The 18,069-nt window shown below is 67.1% G+C and carries 19 protein-coding genes; 9 read left to right on the top strand and 10 right to left on the bottom strand.

The window, feature by feature from the left end; all coding sequences use genetic code 11:
* Nucleotides 1-45: 45 nt before the first annotated feature.
* Nucleotides 46-741, top strand: coding sequence for an ABC transporter ATP-binding protein (locus C0R07_RS08295; protein ID WP_102788637.1), 696 nt, complete (start codon nt 46-48; stop codon nt 739-741).
* A gap of 96 nt (nt 742-837) precedes the next feature.
* On the opposite strand, the gene C0R07_RS08290 is transcribed toward C0R07_RS08295, so the two are convergent.
* Complete coding sequence (locus tag C0R07_RS08290; protein ID WP_102788636.1) at nt 838-2,340, bottom strand: YifB family Mg chelatase-like AAA ATPase; 1,503 nt, start codon at nt 2,338-2,340, stop codon at nt 838-840.
* A 160-nt stretch (nt 2,341-2,500) separates the two neighbouring features.
* Here C0R07_RS08290 and yidA point away from each other — a divergent pair, with 160 nt between their 5' ends.
* Entirely contained in the window at nt 2,501-3,340 is an 840-nt protein-coding gene (gene yidA / locus C0R07_RS08285) for a sugar-phosphatase (protein ID WP_102788635.1), read from the top strand.
* 22 nt (nt 3,341-3,362) lie between these two features.
* Here yidA and ubiK read toward each other — a convergent pair whose 3' ends face one another.
* Nucleotides 3,363-3,626, bottom strand: coding sequence for a ubiquinone biosynthesis accessory factor UbiK (ubiK, locus tag C0R07_RS08280; RefSeq protein WP_102788634.1), 264 nt, complete (start codon nt 3,624-3,626; stop codon nt 3,363-3,365).
* A 126-nt stretch (nt 3,627-3,752) separates the two neighbouring features.
* Between ubiK and C0R07_RS08275 the strand changes: the two genes are divergently transcribed.
* Nucleotides 3,753-4,091 (top strand): P-II family nitrogen regulator, encoded by a 339-nt coding sequence (locus tag C0R07_RS08275; RefSeq protein WP_070472404.1) that lies wholly within the window; start codon nt 3,753-3,755, stop codon nt 4,089-4,091.
* 29 nt (nt 4,092-4,120) lie between these two features.
* Here C0R07_RS08275 and C0R07_RS08270 read toward each other — a convergent pair whose 3' ends face one another.
* Nucleotides 4,121-4,774 (bottom strand): RIO1 family regulatory kinase/ATPase, encoded by a 654-nt coding sequence (locus C0R07_RS08270; RefSeq protein WP_070426140.1) that lies wholly within the window; start codon nt 4,772-4,774, stop codon nt 4,121-4,123.
* A gap of 475 nt (nt 4,775-5,249) precedes the next feature.
* Between C0R07_RS08270 and C0R07_RS08265 the strand changes: the two genes are divergently transcribed.
* The gene (locus C0R07_RS08265) at nt 5,250-6,155 is read left to right on the top strand and encodes an aspartyl/asparaginyl beta-hydroxylase domain-containing protein (protein ID WP_070472400.1); all 906 of its coding nucleotides are present in this window, start codon (nt 5,250-5,252) and stop codon (nt 6,153-6,155) included.
* A 138-nt stretch (nt 6,156-6,293) separates the two neighbouring features.
* On the opposite strand, the gene speE is transcribed toward C0R07_RS08265, so the two are convergent.
* Nucleotides 6,294-7,148 carry a polyamine aminopropyltransferase gene (gene speE, locus C0R07_RS08260; protein WP_102788633.1) on the bottom strand — a complete coding sequence of 285 codons (855 nt, stop codon included), beginning with the start codon at nt 7,146-7,148 and terminating at the stop codon, nt 6,294-6,296.
* A gap of 192 nt (nt 7,149-7,340) precedes the next feature.
* Between speE and speA the strand changes: the two genes are divergently transcribed.
* Together speA and C0R07_RS08250 are read left to right on the top strand one after the other, a co-directional pair.
* Nucleotides 7,341-9,230: an arginine decarboxylase gene (gene speA, locus C0R07_RS08255; RefSeq protein WP_070426138.1), complete on the top strand. Its 1,890-nt coding sequence runs from the start codon at nt 7,341-7,343 to the stop codon at nt 9,228-9,230.
* A gap of 94 nt (nt 9,231-9,324) precedes the next feature.
* Nucleotides 9,325-9,642 carry a DUF6122 family protein gene (locus C0R07_RS08250; RefSeq protein ID WP_070426137.1) on the top strand — a complete coding sequence of 106 codons (318 nt, stop codon included), beginning with the start codon at nt 9,325-9,327 and terminating at the stop codon, nt 9,640-9,642.
* Between the two features lie 146 nt (nt 9,643-9,788).
* On the opposite strand, the gene C0R07_RS08245 is transcribed toward C0R07_RS08250, so the two are convergent.
* From C0R07_RS08245 to C0R07_RS08235, 3 genes are read right to left on the bottom strand one after another with little or no spacing between them, the layout of a single operon-like run.
* Nucleotides 9,789-11,129: a sensor histidine kinase gene (locus C0R07_RS08245; RefSeq protein WP_102788632.1), complete on the bottom strand. Its 1,341-nt coding sequence runs from the start codon at nt 11,127-11,129 to the stop codon at nt 9,789-9,791.
* Nucleotides 11,126-11,788: a response regulator transcription factor gene (locus C0R07_RS08240; protein ID WP_019185264.1), complete on the bottom strand. Its 663-nt coding sequence runs from the start codon at nt 11,786-11,788 to the stop codon at nt 11,126-11,128. Before C0R07_RS08240 ends, C0R07_RS08245 begins: the two co-directional genes overlap by 4 nt.
* Nucleotides 11,788-12,087 carry a PepSY domain-containing protein gene (locus tag C0R07_RS08235; RefSeq protein ID WP_019185265.1) on the bottom strand — a complete coding sequence of 100 codons (300 nt, stop codon included), beginning with the start codon at nt 12,085-12,087 and terminating at the stop codon, nt 11,788-11,790. Before C0R07_RS08235 ends, C0R07_RS08240 begins: the two co-directional genes overlap by 1 nt.
* A 141-nt stretch (nt 12,088-12,228) precedes the next feature.
* Here C0R07_RS08235 and C0R07_RS08230 point away from each other — a divergent pair, with 141 nt between their 5' ends.
* Nucleotides 12,229-12,663, top strand: coding sequence for a PepSY domain-containing protein (locus tag C0R07_RS08230; protein WP_254427809.1), 435 nt, complete (start codon nt 12,229-12,231; stop codon nt 12,661-12,663).
* Nucleotides 12,664-12,741: 78 nt separating this feature from the next.
* Here the strand turns inward: C0R07_RS08230 and C0R07_RS08225 are convergent, their stop codons facing one another.
* The 3 genes from C0R07_RS08225 to C0R07_RS08215 all read right to left on the bottom strand — a co-directional run bounded on the left by C0R07_RS08225 (nt 12,742) and on the right by C0R07_RS08215 (nt 15,060).
* Entirely contained in the window at nt 12,742-13,248 is a 507-nt protein-coding gene (locus C0R07_RS08225; RefSeq protein ID WP_102788631.1) for a hypothetical protein, read from the bottom strand.
* A 98-nt stretch (nt 13,249-13,346) separates the two neighbouring features.
* The gene (locus C0R07_RS08220) at nt 13,347-14,558 is read right to left on the bottom strand and encodes an NAD(P)/FAD-dependent oxidoreductase (RefSeq protein ID WP_102788630.1); all 1,212 of its coding nucleotides are present in this window, start codon (nt 14,556-14,558) and stop codon (nt 13,347-13,349) included.
* A 7-nt stretch (nt 14,559-14,565) separates the two neighbouring features.
* Nucleotides 14,566-15,060 carry a lipocalin family protein gene (locus C0R07_RS08215; RefSeq protein ID WP_046273045.1) on the bottom strand — a complete coding sequence of 165 codons (495 nt, stop codon included), beginning with the start codon at nt 15,058-15,060 and terminating at the stop codon, nt 14,566-14,568.
* 183 nt (nt 15,061-15,243) lie between these two features.
* Between C0R07_RS08215 and C0R07_RS08210 the strand changes: the two genes are divergently transcribed.
* Together C0R07_RS08210 and C0R07_RS08205 are read left to right on the top strand one after the other, a co-directional pair.
* On the top strand, nt 15,244-15,492 hold the full coding sequence (locus tag C0R07_RS08210; protein ID WP_026070111.1) for a hypothetical protein: 249 nt from the start codon (nt 15,244-15,246) through the stop codon (nt 15,490-15,492).
* 126 nt (nt 15,493-15,618) lie between these two features.
* Nucleotides 15,619-18,024: a DUF3772 domain-containing protein gene (locus tag C0R07_RS08205; protein WP_167390342.1), complete on the top strand. Its 2,406-nt coding sequence runs from the start codon at nt 15,619-15,621 to the stop codon at nt 18,022-18,024.
* Nucleotides 18,025-18,069 lie beyond the last annotated feature (45 nt).

Raw genomic sequence — 18,069 nt, 5'->3', positions numbered from 1 at the left:
TCTAAGGGCGCCTGAAAGGCGTCTCCCTAAAGCGCGAGGTGGAAGATGTTGAGAATGCAGGGATTGAGCAAGGTCTTTCAGGTCGAACAGGTGCGAACGCATGCCTTGAGGGAGGTTGACCTTCACGTAGGCGAAGGGGAGTTCCTCGCTGTCACCGGTCCCTCGGGCTCTGGCAAGTCCACATTGCTCAACATTGCTGGTCTTTTGGAGGGTGTGACGACGGGTACGTACACGCTCGATGGCCGGGATGTGTCCACACTCAGTGACGGCAATCGAAGTCGGATCAGGAATGAAAAGGTTGGTTTCATCTTCCAGGGCTTTAATCTGATCCCTGATCTGACACTCTACGACAATGTCGATGTGCCCTTGAGGTATCGCGGACTCGGCGTGAAAGAGCGCACTGAAAGAATCATCCGCGTACTGCAGCGTGTCGGCCTCGGCTCCCGGATGCATCACTTTCCGCGAGCACTGTCTGGTGGACAGCAGCAGCGCGCAGCCATCGCGCGAGCGTTGGCTGGCCGCCCGCGGCTCCTGCTGGCGGATGAGCCAACAGGCAATCTGGACGCCGAGATGGCGGGAACTGTCATGGAGCTGCTGCAGGAGATCAACGCTGGCGGCGCCACAATCATCATGGTCACCCATGATCCTGATCTCGCCCTGAAGGCGACCAGAAACGTGCACTTCGTGGACGGTACCCTCAGTGACAGATTCAGGCTCGATGTGAATCTTGTGGCCGCTTAGCCGCTTAGCCGCTTAGCCGCTTAGCCGCTTAGCCGCCTGACGGCTTTGCCGGCTACCGGCAAGCTGATGGCTCGGACTTCGCCGGCTTGTGCCGCATCACGTCCCCCCACCCCGATCCAACTGCCGATACCCGATCGCCTCCGCCACATGCGCGGTCTCGATGTCTTGGGCATGCCCCAGATCCGCCAACGTCCGCGCCACCCGCAGAATGCGATGCATCGAGCGCGCTGACAGCTGCAGTCGCTCCACGGCGTCCTCCAGCAGTTGCTGATCCTCCCGCGACAACCGGCAATGCGCGCTCAGCTCGAACGGCAGCAGCTGGGCATTGGCCTTTCCGCTGCGCAGCAGCTGCACGTCCCGCGCGGCCACCACCCGGGCGCGAACACTCGCGCTGTCTTCGCCCAGCGGCGCGTCATCGCGCAGCTCGCGCGGGTCCAGCCGCGGCACCTCGACATGCAGGTCGATGCGGTCCATCAAGGGCCCGGAAACCCGCCCCCGGTAACGCTGGATCACCTCTTCGCTGCAGAGGCAGCGGCCACTGCGATCGCCCGCCCAGCCGCACGGGCAGGGGTTCATCGCCGCAACCAGCTGAAACCGCGCGGGAAAGCGCTCCGTCCTTGCCGCGCGGCTGACCACGGCCACCCCGGATTCGATCGGCTCGCGCATGACCTCGAGCGCGTGCCGGCTCCATTCGGGCAGCTCATCCAGAAACAGCACCCCGTTGTGTGCCAACGAGATCTCGCCTGGCCTGGGATGCGAGCCGCCGCCGATCAGCGCCACCGCGCTGGCGGTATGGTGCGGCGCCCTATACGGCCGCTGCCGCCAGCGCCCCGCATCAATGCCCTGACCGCTGCATGAGGCAATGGTCGCCGCTTCCAGGGCCTCGAGCTCGCTGGCCGCGGGCAGGATGCCGGGCAGACGCGACGCCAGCAGCGTCTTGCCGCAGCCCGGCGTGCCAAGCAGCAACAGGTGATGCCCGCCGGCGGCGGCCACTTCCAGCGCCCGGCGCGCCTGCAGCTGCCCGCGCACATCGCGCAGGTCGGGAATGCTGACCGGCACCGTGGCGGCGGCCACAGCCGGTGGCAGCGTGCCGCTTTCAAGGGCGCTGCAGACTTCCAGCAGAGTGCGTGCGATGCGTACGTCGGCATGTTGGGCCAACGCCGCCTCTTCACTGTTGGCCGCAGCCACGATCAGGCTCCGGCCATCCCCGGCGGCTGCGATCGCGGCAGGCAGGACACCGTCTACACCGCGCAGCTCGCCGGTGAGGGCCAGCTCGCCCAGGAATTCGTACCTGTTCAGGGATTGCGCATCGATCTGGCCACTGGCGGCGAGGATGCCGAGCGCAATGGCCAGATCGAATCGGCCGCCTTCCTTGGGCAGATCAGCCGGGGCCAGGTTGATGGTGATCCGCCGCTGGGGAAACTCGAACCGCGCGCAGATCAGCGCGGCGCGCACCCGGTCGCGCGACTCCCGCACGGCCGCAGCGGGCAGCCCGACGATCTGGGTGTGCGGCAACCCGCCGGACAGGAATACTTCGATGCGCACGGCGGGGGCTTTTACACCGGCGCGGGCACGGCTGTGCACCAGCGCGAGGCTCATGCGGTTGTTTCCGGGGTCTGCGGCATGCCAGGAACAATGGCAGGGCACGGAGACCGCAATCCATCAGCGCTTGCCCCGCCGTGGGGTAGGCAAACGTTGGCGCAGTGTCCAGGCACTCCCGCTAGACTGGATGCCCCCACGCACCACGCCGTCGAACACCATGGATATGCACCACCGCTCCGGCCCCATCGAACTGGTCGCCATCGACATGGACGGGACCCTGCTCGATCCCGCACACACGCTCACGCCCCGGGTCATGCAGGCCATCGCCCGCGCCCGCGCGCAGGGCGTGCAGGTGGTGCTGGCCAGCGGCCGACCGGTGTCTGGCATGGCGCCGTTCCTGCAGCAGCTGGGTATCCACGGCGAGCAGGATTACTGCATCGCCTGCAACGGCGCGCTGGTGCAGAACATCGGCAACGGCCAGCGCGTGGTCGAGTTTCCGCTGAGCTTCGAGGACTTCGTGTTCTGTGAGCGGATCTCACGCGAACTCGGTATCCACTTCCAGGCGCTCGATGGCCGGCGCATGTACACGCCCAACCAGGACATCAGCCACTACACCGTGGCCGATTCGCACCTGTCGAACGTGCCGCTGTCGTATCGCCGGGTCGAGGACATGGACCCGGCCATGCAGTTCATCAAACTGATGATGATCGACGAACCCGCGGTGCTGGATGCCGCGATCCAGCGCCTGCCCTCGGAACTGACCGCCCGCTTCGCGGTGCTCAAGAGCGCGCCGTTCTTCCTCGAGGTGTTCGACCACCGGGCCGGGAAGGGGCCGAGCCTGGAGAAGCTGGCCGCGCATCTGGGCGTGGACCGGGCCAACGTGATGGCCGTGGGCGACCAGGAGAACGACCTGACCATGCTGCAGTTCGCCGGGACCAGCGTCGCCATGGGCAACGCGATTCCGGCGGTCAAGCAGACGGCGCGCTTCGAGACCGCGACCAACGCCGAGGACGGCGTGGCGCTGGCGATCGAGCGGTTCGTGCTGCAGGACGCCTGACGCGCGTCAGCGCAAGCCCGGCTTACTCGCGCGGCGCAGCCGAACCGCCACGCGCTTCCAGCTCGGCCACCGCCTTCTCCAGCGCCTCCAGCTTCTCGCGGGTCCGCAGCAGCACGGCACGCTGCACATCGAATTCCTCGCGGGTGACCAGGTCCAGCTTGCCCAGCCCGGCCTGCAGCGCCGTCTTGAAGGTGGCCTGCAGTTCTTCGCGCGACTGGCGCAGGCCCGGCGGGACCATGTCGCTCAGGCGGCGGGCGAGGTCATCCAGATGGTTGAGGTCGATCATGCTGCGGCTCCGCGGGGTATACGCTAAGGATAAGCCGCCACGCTGCCGGCGGCACTGACCGCGCGCATCGCGTTCACCGGCGGACAGGCGTTATCCTCGCAGCCTGAAAGAAAGGAGTGCAGACGGATGAAGATGGTCATGGCGGTGGTCAAGCCGTTCAAGCTCGACGACGTGCGCGAAGCGCTGGCCGAGCGCGGCGTCACCGGGATCACGGTCACCGAGGTCAAGGGCTTCGGGCGGCAGAAGGGCCACACCGAGCTCTACCGCGGGGCGGAGTACGTGGTCGACTTCCTGCCCAAGGTGAAGATCGAGGTGGCCGTCGTCGACAACCAGGTCGAGGAGGTGGTGGAAGCCATCGTCAAAGCCGCCGGCACCGGCAAGATCGGCGACGGCAAGGTCTTCGTGTACGACCTGGGCAGCGTGGTGCGCATCCGCACCGGTGAGCTGGACGCCGACGCGCTGTAACGCGCCGGCCTGCCCACGGGCGCGCGCTGTCAGGCGTGGCCCTTGAACCAGCGGTAGAAGCGCTTCCAGGCCACGCGTACGCCGGCGACCCATCGCGGGTCGGCCACCTGGGCCGCCTCGGAGGCGCTGGGGCGCTCGCCGGTCAGGCGCTGGCGCATCTTCAGCAGGTTCTTCATGTCGCTGCGGCGCAGCTGGCGCGACACGGGGTGCACCGGCAGCCAGCGCGGGCTGCGCCAGGCCGACGTGAAATCCACCAGCACCGGCACGCCACCGCTGACCATCACGTTGGTGCCATGCAGATCGTTGTGGGTGATGCCGGCGGCATGCAGGCGTGTGAGCGCGTACTGCAGCTGCTCGAAGACCTCGATGCCGACCGACTGGGCCGCGCTCAGGGTCTGGCCGGGAATGAACTCCATGCCCAGGGCGAGGCCACCGATGGTGCCGAGCAGGGCCGGCGCGTGCTTCCAGCCGCTCAGGCGCTGCAGGATGCGCGCCTCGCGGCGGACCAAGAGGCGGGCGATCGGCGACAGCGGGGTGCCGCGATAGCGGGTGTAATCCTTGACCACGGCCGGCTGGCCATTGAGGCAGGTCCGGTAGACGTCGGGTTCCAGGAGGCGTTCGCCGCGCTTGAGCAGCTCGGCGGGGGCGGTGTCATCGACACACGAGGCAACAATTGTGTTCATAGGGGTCTGTGCGACCCGGCGGTCGGCGCAATGCGTCAGGCGTACCGGTGCTGCTTATCGTGGGAACTAAAGATTTCGTTAATTTTAGTACTCACCAGTACACGAATCCAGATGATGTCGGAGAAATGTCGTCGCCCGGCGTGGAACAGTTCGTCACGCTGAAGCGGACAATCTTGTATCGTTTGGAATAATTTCGTTCTATATCAGCGGGTTGCCAGCGATCACCGGGGAGTGCGGGGCAGGCAACGCTTCCGTGCGTCCAACGCAGCAGGCGGTTGCATGGGTCACCCGGCGCTGAACATCGCCCAGCCTGTGCTTGACCGCGACGCAGGCGCTGCGGACCATATGCTGTTGTTCGCGACATCGGCGGCCGCCCCTCTCCGGCACGTCCCCGCCCTCTGCCGCCGTATCGGTGCCGGTCACTTCCGTGCATCGCCCCCACCATTTCGGGTCCGGCTGTGCCGGAGGAAGACTGATGATCAAGATCGTGCTGGCAGGGCTGTTCATCGCCTGCGTGCTGTACATCCATTACCGCGGCAAGGTGCGCGCGCGCTGGTCGCGCCAGCTGCTGGACCACTCAAGCTTCATGGCCCCGATCAACGTGATCATGTATGCGTTCTCGAAGGTGCCGACCACGCCCTTCCTGGACCCGGGCAAGGAATTCCCGCAGCTCGAGCCGCTGCGCCAGAACTGGCAGATGATCCGCGACGAAGCGCTGGCCCTGCGCGACGCGGACAAGATCGCTGCGTCCAGCACGTTCAACGATGCCGGCTTCAACTCGTTCTTCCGTCGCGGCTGGAAGCGCTTCTATCTGAAGTGGTACGGCCCCTCGCACCCCTCGGCCAAGGCGCTGTGCCCGAAGACCACCGCGCTGCTGGAATCACTGCCGGACGTGCGTGCGGCGATGTTCGCCCAGCTGCCCTCGGGCAGCGAACTGCGCCCGCACCGCGATCCCTTCGCCGGCTCGCTGCGTCTGCACCTGGGCCTGGCCACGCCGAACGACGATGGCTGCTACATCGTGGTGGATGGCATCAAGAAGAGCTGGCGTGATGGCGAGTGGATGATGTTCGATGAGACCTACATCCACCACGCGCACAACGAGACGCCGGACGACCGCGTGATCCTGTTCTGCGACATCGCCCGCCCGCTGCGCTTCGGCCTGCCGGGCCTGTTCAACCGCGCGGTGGCGTCCACGCTGCTGGCCGGTGGCGCCTCGCCAAACCTGCCGGGTGACCCGACCGGTGGCGTTAACAAGGCCTTCGGCAGCGTCTACAAGGTGCGGCTGAAGGCCAAGGCGCTGCGCGAGCGCAGCGTGGTGGCCTACCAGGTGATCAAGTGGGGCCTGGTGGTGGCGGTGATTGCTGGGATCTGGGCGATCTGAGGCCTTGGGGTTCAGGGGGTTGCCGGCCAGCGGCCGGCACTACCCGGTGACGGAACAACAAAAAACCCGCGCTGCTGCCAGCGCGGGTTTCTTGTTGGCGAACCGGTAGGTGCCGACCGTTGGTCGGCACGCCTTCGATCAGCCCTTCAGGGCCGCCGCCACGAACGGCGGCGTCACCAGCACGCCGGTGTGCAGCGCGGCGGTGTAGTACAGCGTCTCGAACGCCTTGCCAGCCGAATCGGCCTGGCGGAAGTCGAAGCTGCTCTCGCCCTTGCGGGCCAGGGTGACGCTCCACCAGCCGGTCGGGTAGCACGGCTGCGGGAACGGCAGGGTCTTGAACGAACCGAAGCCGGCCTTGCCCATCTCGGTGCGCATTTCGTTGATCAGGTCCAGCTGCATCAGCGGCGACTCGGACTGCTGCACCAGGATGCCGTCGTCCTTCAGGGCCTTGAAGCAGCTCTCGTAGAACGCCTTGTTGAACAGGCCTTCGCCGGGGCCGACCGGATCGGTCGAATCCACGATCACCACATCCACGCTGCCGGCCGGGCAGTTGGCCATGTAGGCCACGCCGTCGTCGAACAACAGCTCGGCGCGCGGGTCGTCATTGGAATCGCACAGCTCCGGGAAGTGCTTGCGGGCCATCACGGTGACCTGCTCATCGATGTCGCACTGGGTCACGCTCTCCACGCCGGTGTGCTTGAGCACTTCGCGCAGGGTGCCGCAGTCGCCGCCGCCGATGATCACCACGCGCTTGGGCGCGGCGTGGGTGAACAGCACCGGGTGGCTGATCATCTCGTGATAGAAGAAGTTGTCCTTGCTGGTCAACATGATGGCGCCATCGATGGTCATCAGGTTGCCCCAGTCGGTGGTCGCGAAGATCTCGATCTTCTGGAACGGCGACTGCACTTCATCCAGCTTGCCGGTCAGGCGGTAGCCGATGGCCGAGCCGGTGCGCTCGAAGTGTTCGATGTACCAGTTGTTGTTGTCAGTCATGGAGAAGCAGTCCTGTTCGGAAGGGTGGTGGAGCCGGGCTGGCGGCGGTGCCGCGTGGCGCAAGCCACGTCCGGACGGGTTGGCCCGTTCAGGTTTCAAGCCTGAGCACGGGCGCGGGCGCGCATGATAACGGAGCTGTCGCCACATAGGCGTTATCATGCACCCCCTTTTTTACCAACCAGGCCCACTGAAATGACCGATTGGTCCCTCGACCAAGCCCGCAAGACCTACTCGATTCCGCATTGGGCGGATGGTTACTTCGACGTGGATCAGGCAGGACACATGGTGGTGAGACCGACTGGCCAGGACGGCCCGGTGGTGTCCTTGCCCAAGATCGTGGACGCCGCCCGCGAGGCCGGCGCCAAGCTGCCGCTGCTGGTGCGCTTCCCGGACATCCTGGGCCAGCGCCTGGGCAAGCTGCAGGCCGCGTTCGCGCAGGCCCAGGCCGATTGGGAGTACCCGGGCGGCTACACCGCCGTGTACCCGATCAAGGTCAACCAGCACCGCGGCGTGGCCGGCACCCTGGCCAGCCACCACGGCGAGGGCTTCGGCCTGGAAGCGGGCAGCAAGCCCGAGCTGATGGCCGTGCTGGCGCTGTCGCGCCCGGGTGGCCTGATCGTCTGCAACGGCTACAAGGACCGCGAGTACATCCGCCTGGCCCTGATCGGCCGCAAGCTGGGCCTGCAGACCTTCATCGTCATCGAGAAGCCCTCCGAGCTGAAGCTGGTGCTGGAGGAATCCAAGGCGCTGGACGTGAAGCCGGGCCTCGGCGTGCGCATGCGCCTGGCCTCGCTGGGCGCGGGCAAGTGGCAGAACAGCGGCGGCGACAAGGCCAAGTTCGGCCTCTCGCCGCGCCAGCTGCTGGACCTGTGGAAGTCGCTGCGCGATACCGAATACGCCGACTGCCTGAGCCTGCTGCATTTCCACATGGGCTCGCAGATCTCCAACGTGCGCGACATCGCCAACGGCATGCGCGAAGCCACCCGCTATTTCGTGGAACTGTCGCGCCTGGGCGCGAAGATCACCCACGTGGACGTCGGCGGTGGCCTGGGCGTGGATTACGAAGGCACCCGCTCGCGCAGCTTCTGCTCGATCAACTACGGCCTGAACTCCTACGCCAGCAACATCGTGCAGCCGCTGGCCAATGCCTGCGAAGAACACGGCCTGACCCCGCCGCGGATCGTCACCGAGTGCGGCCGCGCGATGACTGCGCACCACGCGGTGCTGATCGCCAACGTTTCCGAAGTGGAAGAGGCGCAGGAAGGGCGCGTGCCGGACCAGCACGACGACGAGCCGGCGGCGATCCGCCACCTGCGCGAAATCCACGCCGAGCTCGACGAGCGCCCGGCGGTGGAGCTGTTCCAGGAAGCGCAGCATTTCCATGCCGAAGGCCTTGCCAGCTATGCCCTGGGCCAGATCGACCTGCCGCAGCGCGCCCGCATCGATGACCTGTTCTACGCCATCGCCCATGCCGTGCGTGCCCGCCTGAGCTATGACGAGAAGAGCCATCGCCCGGCGCTGGACGAGTTGAACGAACGCCTGGTGGACAAGTACTTCGTCAACTTCAGCGTGTTCGAATCGATTCCCGATGCTTGGGCGATCGACCAGGTGTTCCCGATCGTGCCGATCGAGCGCCTGAACGAGCAGCCCGAGCGCCGCGGCATCATCGCGGACATGACCTGCGATTCGGACGGCATGGTGAAAACCTATGTCGAGAACGAGAGCCTGGACACCTCGCTGCCGCTGCATGCGCTGAAGTCGGGCGAAAGCTACCGCATCGCGTTCTTCATGGTCGGTGCGTACCAGGAAATCCTGGGCGACATCCACAATCTGTTCGGCGACACGGATGCGGTGGAAGTGCTGGCCGATGCCGATGGCTACGCGATTACCCAGCAGCGCCGCGGTGACACCACCGATGTGATGCTCGACTACGTGGGCTACAGCCTGGCCGATCTGCGGGCGAGCTATGCCGAGCGCGTGGCGGCGGCGAAGCTCTCGCCCGAGCGCGCGCAGGAACTGTCCGAGGCACTGGAGGCCGGCCTGACCGGCTACACCTACCTGTCCGACGAGCCGCTGACGTGAGCCAGCGTTTACGGGTGACGGCCTTCGGGCCGCACCCGGCTGTCCGTAACGCCGGGCATTGCCCGGCGGTCTTTGCAAGGCACCCGACACCGGCATGAGCGCGCGCGCGATCTTTCATCTGTTCCTGCATGCGGCCGTCCCCGCGCTGCTGGCGTGGATGTTCTGGCGCAAGCGCTTCCTGTCCGCCTGGGTGCTGATGCTGCTGGGCTGGATCATCGATCTGGACCACCTGCTGGCCGATCCGATCTACGCCCCGAACCGCTGCAGCATCGGGTTCCATCCACTGCACACCGCCCCGGCGATCGCGGTGTATGCGGGGCTGTGCGTACCGAAGAAGACGCGCCTGTTCGGGATCGGACTGATCATCCACATCGTGCTGGATGCCATTGATTGTTGGTGGATGCGCGCATGACAGGCAGGGGGGCGCCGTGGAGAAGAACGCGTCGCCACGCGCCCGACTCCGACCGGTGTTCGTAGCAGGTGCTCTAATGCTGGCAAGCTGGCGCGCACCTGGGCGCGTTGGGGTGTTCGCGAAAAGCAGCCGACCAACGGTCGGCTCTACCCGGTGGCTGCTCCGCCTGCCGGCAACGTCACCGTCGCCTGCAACCCCGGCGTGTCATTGGCCAGGACCAGCGTGCCACCGTAGCTCTCGGCGATGTCGGCCACGATCGACAATCCCAGCCCGCTGCCCGACGCGCGCTCATCCAGCCGCACGCCGCGTTCCAGCACGCGCTCCAGCTGCGCTGGCGGGAGTCCCGGGCCATCATCGGCCACGGTGATGCGTAGCTGCTTGCTGTCCCGTGCCACGTCCACCCGCACCGCCTGCGCGGCCCACTTGCCGGCATTGTCGAGCAGGTTGCCGAGCATCTCTTCCAGGTCCTCGCGCGCACCGGCGAACACGGCGGCATCCTCGCTGTCGCACGTGAAACGCAGCCCGCGCGCGGCATGTACGCGCTGCATCAGCCCGCACAGCGCGCTCACCACCGGCGCCACCGGCGTGCGCTGCTGGCTGTCCGCGCCCAGGCCTGCAGCGAGGTAACGATCGATGCTGGCCTGCATGCGCGCGGTCTCGCTGCGCAGGGTCTGGCGCCAGTCGCTGCCATCCCCCTCGGCTTCGGTGATGAGCACGGTCAGCGGTGTCTTCAGCGCATGCGCGAGGTCTTCGGCGCTGCGGCGGGCGCGCACCACCATGCGCTGGTGGTGATCGAGCAGCGCATTGAGCTGGCCGGCCAGCGGCGCGACTTCCTTGACCAGGCCCTGCTGCGGGAAGCGCACGTTCTCGCCGTTGCGGACCTGTCCGGCGATGCGGCCCAGTTCGGCCAGCGGCCGCAGCCCGTAATGCACCTGGGTGACCAGTACGGCGAACCACAGTGCGATCAGCACGGCCAGGGCCAGTGCGGTGCGCTGCCGGAAACTGGCAACCTGGGCATCCAGCTGGCTGCGGTCGGTGGCGACCATGACGATCACCGGTGCGGCGGCGCGCGGCAGGGTCACCTGCTGGGCCAGCACGCGCAGTGATTGCTTCAACGGGCCGGTGGCATCGAAGGCCTGCGCCGGCCCCGGGTGCAGCGCGGTCGGGGCGGCCAGCGCGTCATCCCACAGCGAGCGCGATTGCCCAAGCGGGCGGCCCTGCGCGTCCAGCACCTGCCAGTAGTCGCCGGAGAACACGCGCCGGTAGCGCTCGTCGGCCAGGGTGTCGCGCCAGTGCAGCTGCCCGTTGGCATCGCTCTCGGCCAGTGCCAGCACCGCGATCAGGTCGTTGCCCAGGCGCTCGTCCATCGCGGTGCGTGCCGAGCGCTCGAACATCGCGCCCAGCCACCAGGTGGCCAGCGCGGAGACCAGTACCAGGCCCAGGCCACCGGCCACCAGCAGGCGGGTGCGCAGCGAGCCGGTGGTCATGGCGTCGCCGAGAGGCGGAAGCCCTGCCCGCGGTGGGTGTGGATCAACGCGCTGCCCAGCTTGCGGCGGATCCGCCCGATCAGCACGTCCAGCGTGTTGGAGTCCGGATCGAAGCCGTCCTCGTAGACGTTCTCGCCCAGCCGCGCGCGGCTCAGCACGGTATCGGGGTGATGCATGAAGTAACTGAGGATGCGGTGTTCCTGCGCGCTGAGCGCCAGCGGCGCACCGTCCAGCTCGAAGCGGCCGGCATTGACGTCCAGCACCAGTGGGCCGCACTGCAGGCGCGGATGCGCATGACCGGCGCTGCGGCGGATCAGGGCGCGCAGGCGCAGCAGTAGCTCTTCGGGCTGGAACGGCTTGGTCAGATAATCATCGGCGCCGGCATCGAAGCCGGCCAGTTTGTCGTGCCAGCGGGCGCGGGCGGTCAGTACCAGCACCGGGAAGTCCCGGCCCGCCTGGCGCCAGCGCTCGATCACGCTCAGCCCGTCCAGGCCCGGCAGGCCCAGATCGACCACGGCCGCGGCGATGTCTTCGATCTGGCCCTGGTACTCGGCGTCCCGGCCCTCCGCACTATGGATGACCACGTAGCCGGCGTCTTCCAGCAGCGTCTGCAGGCGGCGGGCGAGCAGGGCGTCATCTTCGGCAAGCAGCACGCGCATCAGTCTTTTTCCATTTTCAGCAGGCGGCCGGTGGCCGCATCGTAGTCCAGCTCCATCACCACGCCGTCCGGGCCGAGGATCTCGACCTCGTAGGTGTCCTCATCCAGCTCCACTTCGATGAGCTTGCCGGGATAGCGCCGCAGTGCATCGGCCACCACCTGTTCCAGCGGGACGAAACGGCCCTGCCGGACCGCCTGGCGCACGCTGTCCTGCTGGCGGCTGCCACCGTCGAGCACCCGCATCGGGTCCTGCGGGGCCAGGGTCAACAGCAGGGGCAGCATCAGGGACAGGGCGGACATGCGGGCACGCAGGGCAAAGGGCAGGCCACCGGTATACCGGGGATGTCTAAACAGTATCTAACAGTGCCCCTCATGGTCCGGTTAGGCGTGGTGGCCAGACTGGCGGTGCCGGAATGGACCGGCGCCCCCTCAAGGATTCCCATGAAGACGATGATTGCCGCTACCACCCTGGCCGCCGCCCTGTTCGCCACCCCGGCCTTCGCCGCCAACCTGTCCGCCGCCCAGGTGCAGGCCAAGCTCAGCGCGGCCGGGTACACCCAGGTGCACGAACTGGAGCACGATGATGGCGTGTGGGAGGCGGATGTGACCCGCAAGGACGGCACCGTCGATGAAGTGATCATCGATGACACCAAGGGTGAGATCTTCGACCCGCGCGATGGCCGCGCGCTGCTGGATGCCGGGCAGATCCTGGCGCTGGCCGGCAAGGCCGGGCTGACGCAGATCGAGTCGCTCGAGCGCGATGGCGCCACCTGGACGCTGGATGCACGCAATGCCCGCAACCAGCGCGTGGAAGTGCGTATGAGCGGTCACGATGGCCGCGTACTGGCCAGCAAGCGCGATGGCTGGTGGGACTGATCCCGCGTCACGGCGCACGGATGCACGAACGGCCGGGTTGCCCCGGCCGTACGCGTGAGTGCCCCACCGCTGCAGCGCTTACCAGCGCGCCGGGTAATCCCAGTAGCCGGGCCCACGGCCGTAGCCGCCGTAGCCATCGAAACTGTCATAGCCGTACGGGCCGAAGAAGCCCGGGCCCTTGCCTTCGCTCACCCGGATGTTGACGTTGACGTTGCGGGTGTTGCCCTCGTCCGTGGTGTAGTTCTTGCTCAGATTGAGCTCGGCCGCGTTGTAATGGCTGTTGCCGTAATTCTCGGAATAGCCGATGCCGGTGGTGAAGCTGCCGTTGACCCGCAGTTTGTCATCGGTCACGTGGGCGATGCCGTTGGCGGCCCGGTCGGTGGAACGCCGGCCGGTGCGGTCACCGTAGAACGTGCCCGGCGGATCGCCGCGCAGCGACTGATCGCTCAGGTACTGCAGGGGGGCGTCCGGGATGCTCAGGTCCAGCCCGGTCGAGGACTGCGGCCCGGTGGCGCCTGCGGCAGACTGGGCCAGCGCCACACCGGGCAGGGACAGGCACAGCAGCAGGGGAAGCAGGCGGATCATGAGAGGCTCCGGAGCAGACAGGCGGGACGGCCGACAGCGCTGACGCTAGCAGCCGTAGTTTGAATGATGCCTGTCATGGCGTGCGTTGCAAGGGGAACTCAGCCCAACCGGTCAAATCCGAACAGCTCGGCCAGCGGATGCCGGCGGCGCTCGATCCGCGACCGCAGCAGCCCGGCGCCGATCATGGAGTAGGTGATGCCGTTGCCGCCGTAGGCCATCGCGAACAGCACCCGCGGCCCCCACTGTGGGTGTGGACCGAAGAAGGGCAGGCCATCGTGGGTCTCGGCGAAGGTGCCGCCCCAGGAGAAGGCCGGCTGCAGCGGCAGGTGCGGAAACAGCTTGGCGGTCTTCTTGAGCAGCTTGCCGGTCTTGCTCTCCACACGCCGGTCGCGCCGCGCCGGGAGATCGATGGCGTCGTCTTCGCCGCCGATCAGCAGCCGGTTTTCGCCGGTACTGCGCAGGTAGAGGTAGGGGCGCGCCGATTCCCAGGCCATCGTTTCACGCAGCGGACCGAGCAGATCCGGGTGGATCGGGTCGGTGATGAAGGCGTAGCTGCTGCGGTTGCGGGCCACCGAGGGCTTCAACCAGCGCTGTCCGGCATAGCCGGTGGCCAGCACCACATGCCGGGCCCGGATGCGTGCACCGCCCAGGGTGGTGGCGGTGACGCCACGCGCGGTGGGGGTGAGCGTGTCGAGCACGGTGCGGTCGTAGACCCCGCAGCCACGCTTGTGCAGCCGCATCAGCAGGCGGTAGGTCAGCCGGTACGGATCGATGCGTGCGGCGAGCGCGCTGAGGATCGCCCCCGGCGCGCGGATGCCGTACTCGTCCGCGACGCTGTCGCTGTCCAGCCAGCGCACGTCGAAACCATGCTTGGCACGCAGCGCGCATTCTTCGGCCAGTACGGCCTGATGCCCACGCTTGCTCGCGTAGTAGAGGCTGGCCATGCGATGGCAATCCACATCGCGGAACGGCGCGGCCACCGCGCAGATGGCCGGGATCGCCTCGGCACAGGCCTGGTAGGCCTGCACGGCGGCGTTTTCGCCATAGCGCTGGGCAAGATCGATGAGATGGGTGTCGATCTCATACTGCAGCAGCGCGGTGCTGGCCGCCGTGCTGCCCCAGCCGATGTCGCGTTGTTCGATCAGGGCCACATCGTGCCCGTGCGCGCACAGCTCGTCGGCGATCAGCGCGCCGCTGATGCCGCCGCCGACCACCAGCACCTCGCAGTTGAGATCTTTCTCCAGCGGTGGAAACGCATGCATCAGGCCGTTGCGCACGGCCCAGAACGGGTAACCGCTCTTCAGATCCATTGCGGCCTCAGGCGGTGGGATGGCCGGTATGCGGGGTCTGGATCAGCTCGGACAGGTCGAAGCCCTGCAGCCGCGCCTGCGCCAGATAATGCTCCTGCGTGGTGCGATCGAGCGTGGGGGTACGTGAGAGCAGCCACAGGTACTTGCGGTCCGGGCTGCCGACCAGCGAGACACTGTAGTCCGGCGCGATCTGGATCACCCAGTAGTCGCCCTTGGTGAAGGGCAGCCAGCGCAGGCCCTTCGGCAGGAAGCTGACCTCCAGCCGCGCGGTGTCATTATCGACCGGGCAGGCCTCACCGTCGGCTTCCTCGATCTCGTTGCCCATGCGGCAGCGGTTGACCACGGCGACATGGCCATTGTCCTTCAGGCTGTAATGCGCGGACACATCGGTGCAGCCTTCCGGCTCGTGCTTCATGGGCAGGCGGGCGATCTCGTACCAGGTGCCCAGGTAACGCGGCAGCTTGAGGTCGGGAACGGTCTTCAGGTCGGGATGTGTGGTCATGGGCAACGGCTGGTGGGAATGCGATCCCACGATGCCGGGCCTGCTGCCACGGCCGGGTGAAGCCGAGGCGAGTACGGCGTCGAGAACGCTGCGTTGTCGATGCGTCATGCTCCGGCCGCGTGGGCGGCGCTATGCTGGGCAGGGGCGCCATGAGCGCTTCTTTCAACAGCGATGGAGATGCGGATGTACCAGGTGATTCTGCTCAAGAGCGAAACCGGCTTTGCCCGCCAGCAGCGGGAGACCGCCGACGACGTGCTCGACCATGAGGGCGTGACCTATACCCTGCGTGCCGGGCCGCGGCAGCCGCTGCCGACCGATCATGCCTGGGACGAGATCGCGGTCTACGCGCCGGAGGAGATCACCGAAGAAGAGTTCCAGGACTGGTACGCGCGCCTGCAGCCGCAGGTCGAAGAGCTCCGCCTGAAGTACTGAGGGCCGCATACCTGTTCTGAACGGGGCCCGGTTTATAGTCGCGGGCAGGCGCGGTGGTCCGCGCGAACCGTTGGTGCTGGCGTGTCGCTTCGTCATTCTTCGTTTGTGGTGCGGTCGTTGTCGTGGCTGCTGTTGTTCGCCTGGCTCGGCGCCGCGCCGATCGCGCTGGCCCAGGCCGGCGACCCGGATCCGGACCCTGCCAAGCAGCTGGCCCAGGCCGAAAAAACCTTCCGGTCGATCAATGACGACCTGGAGGATGCGGCCACCACCGAGACCCTCAAGGCGTTGTCCGACCGCGCGCTGGCCGTCCAGCGCGATGCGGACGGCCTGCAGAGTGCACTGGACCCGCAGCTCAAGCAGGTGGACGCGCGCCTGTCGCAGCTGGGCGAGGTGGCCGAAGGTACCGTCGAGCCACCGGAGGTCAGCCGGCAGCGCAAGGCGCTGAACCAGCAGAAGGCCGATATCAACGCGCAAATCGCCCGCGCCAAGCTGCTTTCGGTGGACGCCAGGCAGCTCGGCGAGCGGATCGAGAAGATGCGGGTCACCCAGTTCAGCGAACAGCTGACCCGCAAGGTCGCCTCGCCGTTGTCGCCCGCGCTGTGGCGCAGCTTCGCCAAGGATGTGCCGGGCGATGTGGATCGCTTGGCGATCCTGTACCACATGGGCGTGGACGCCGCGCGCAAGGCGATCGCCCGGCACGGCTGGACCGCGCCGCTGATCGGCCTGGGCGTGGCGCTGGTGATGTTCTTCCCGCTGCGGCTGTGGCTGCGCGCGCTGGGCCGGCGCTTCGCTGCCTCCGAGCGCGCACCGGATGGCCGCCTGCGTCGCTCCGGGCTGGCGGTGTGGCTGCTGCTGGTCGGCACGCTGCTGCCCGGCCTGGCGGCGGTGGCACTGGTCGAGTCACTGGATGCGATCGGCGCGATCCCGCCGCGCCTGCAGTCGGTGGCCCAGACCTTCGAAGTGGCCACCTTCGTGGCCGCCTTCATCGCCGCGCTCAGTGCCTGCCTGCTGGTGCCCAAGAGGCCGTCGTGGCGGCTGCTGTCGCTGGATGACAGCGCGGCCTGGCGCCTGCGCAAGTACGCCTGGGGCGCGGCCGGCCTGACCTGGCTGAGCATCATGCTGGTCGCCTTGGACCGCGCGGCACGTACCAGCGAAGTCACCACGGTGGCCGTGGATGGGCTGATCGCGCTCACGTACATGGCGTTGATCATCGCGATCCTGGTTTCGCTGGCGCGCATGCACAACCGCCAGGCGGCTGAAGCTGCCGAAGCCGAAGCACGTGCCGATCCCCGCGCTGGTGGCGATGGCAAGGTACGCGGCGCGCCCCGCCGCAGCGGCTGGATCGTGCTCGCGCGCCTGGCCGGCCACATCGCCGTGGCAGCGGCGGTGATCGCCACGCTGCTGGGCTATCTCAACTTCGCGCTGTTCGTGGCCCAGCAGCTGGTCTGGGGCGCGGTGGTGCTGATGGCCGTCTCGCTGCTGCTCAAATTCGCCGATGACCTGGCCACCTGGGCGCTCGCGCCCAGCAGCCGTGCCGGGCAGACCATCGTATTGACCACCGGGCTCAGCGAATCGCGGGTGGAGCAGGCCGGCGTGCTGCTCTCGGCGGTGCTGCGCGTGGGCGTGATCGTGCTCGGCCTGCTGGCGCTGGCCGCACCGTTCGGCAACCTCAACGCCTTCCTCGGGGGATTGGATTCGCTGTCCGGCGGGCTGAAGATCGGCGAGACCACGCTCCGACCGAGCAGCGTGATGTACGCGGTGCTGGTGTTCCTGGTGGTCTGGGCGGTGATGCAGGCGTTCCAGCGCTGGCTGAGCGACACCTACTTGCCGAAAACCGAACTGGATGCCGGTGCACGCAACTCGATCAGCACCGTCACCCGCTATCTCGGCATCATCGCCGCAGTGCTGTGGGGCCTGACCGCGCTGGGCATCGGCTTCGAGAAGCTGGCCCTGGTGGTCAGTGCGCTGTCGGTGGGTATCGGCTTCGGCCTGCAGGCGATCACCCAGAACTTCGTCTCGGGCTTGATCCTGCTGGCCGAGCGGCCGGTCAAGATAGGCGACTGGGTCAAGCTGGGCGACCAGGAAGGGGATATCAAGCGGATCAGCGTGCGTTCGACCGAGATCCAGGTCGGCGACAAATCCACCTTGATCGTGCCCAACTCCGAGCTGATCACCAAGACCATCCGCAACATGACGATGGGCAACGCGCAGGGCCGGATCCAGATCCAGTTCTCGGTGCCGTTGAACACCGACGTGGCCGCGCTGCGGCAGATCCTGCTGGATGCATACACCGATCACCCGGGCGTGCTGAGTGACCCGGCACCGTCGGTGTTCATCGATTCGATCGCCAATGGGCAGATCGCGATCAACAGTTTCGCCTACGTCTCGGGCCCGCGTGCGGTGTACGGCGCACGCAGCGAGCTGTATTTCACGATGCTGCAGAAGTTTGCCGCCGCCGGGATCGCGTTGTCCGCACCGACGGACATCCATCTGGTGCGTGACCCAGCGGCAACGCCGGACCCCGACGCATAACAAGGCCGGTAGGTACCGGCTGTTGGCGGGCAGCGTCCTGATCCG

The sequence above is a fragment of the Stenotrophomonas bentonitica genome (genome assembly GCF_002887735.1).
GTDB lineage: Bacteria > Pseudomonadota > Gammaproteobacteria > Xanthomonadales > Xanthomonadaceae > Stenotrophomonas > Stenotrophomonas bentonitica_A.
The sequence above is the reverse complement of the archived record's forward strand: the minus strand, read 5'-3'. Positions and strand labels throughout refer to the sequence as shown.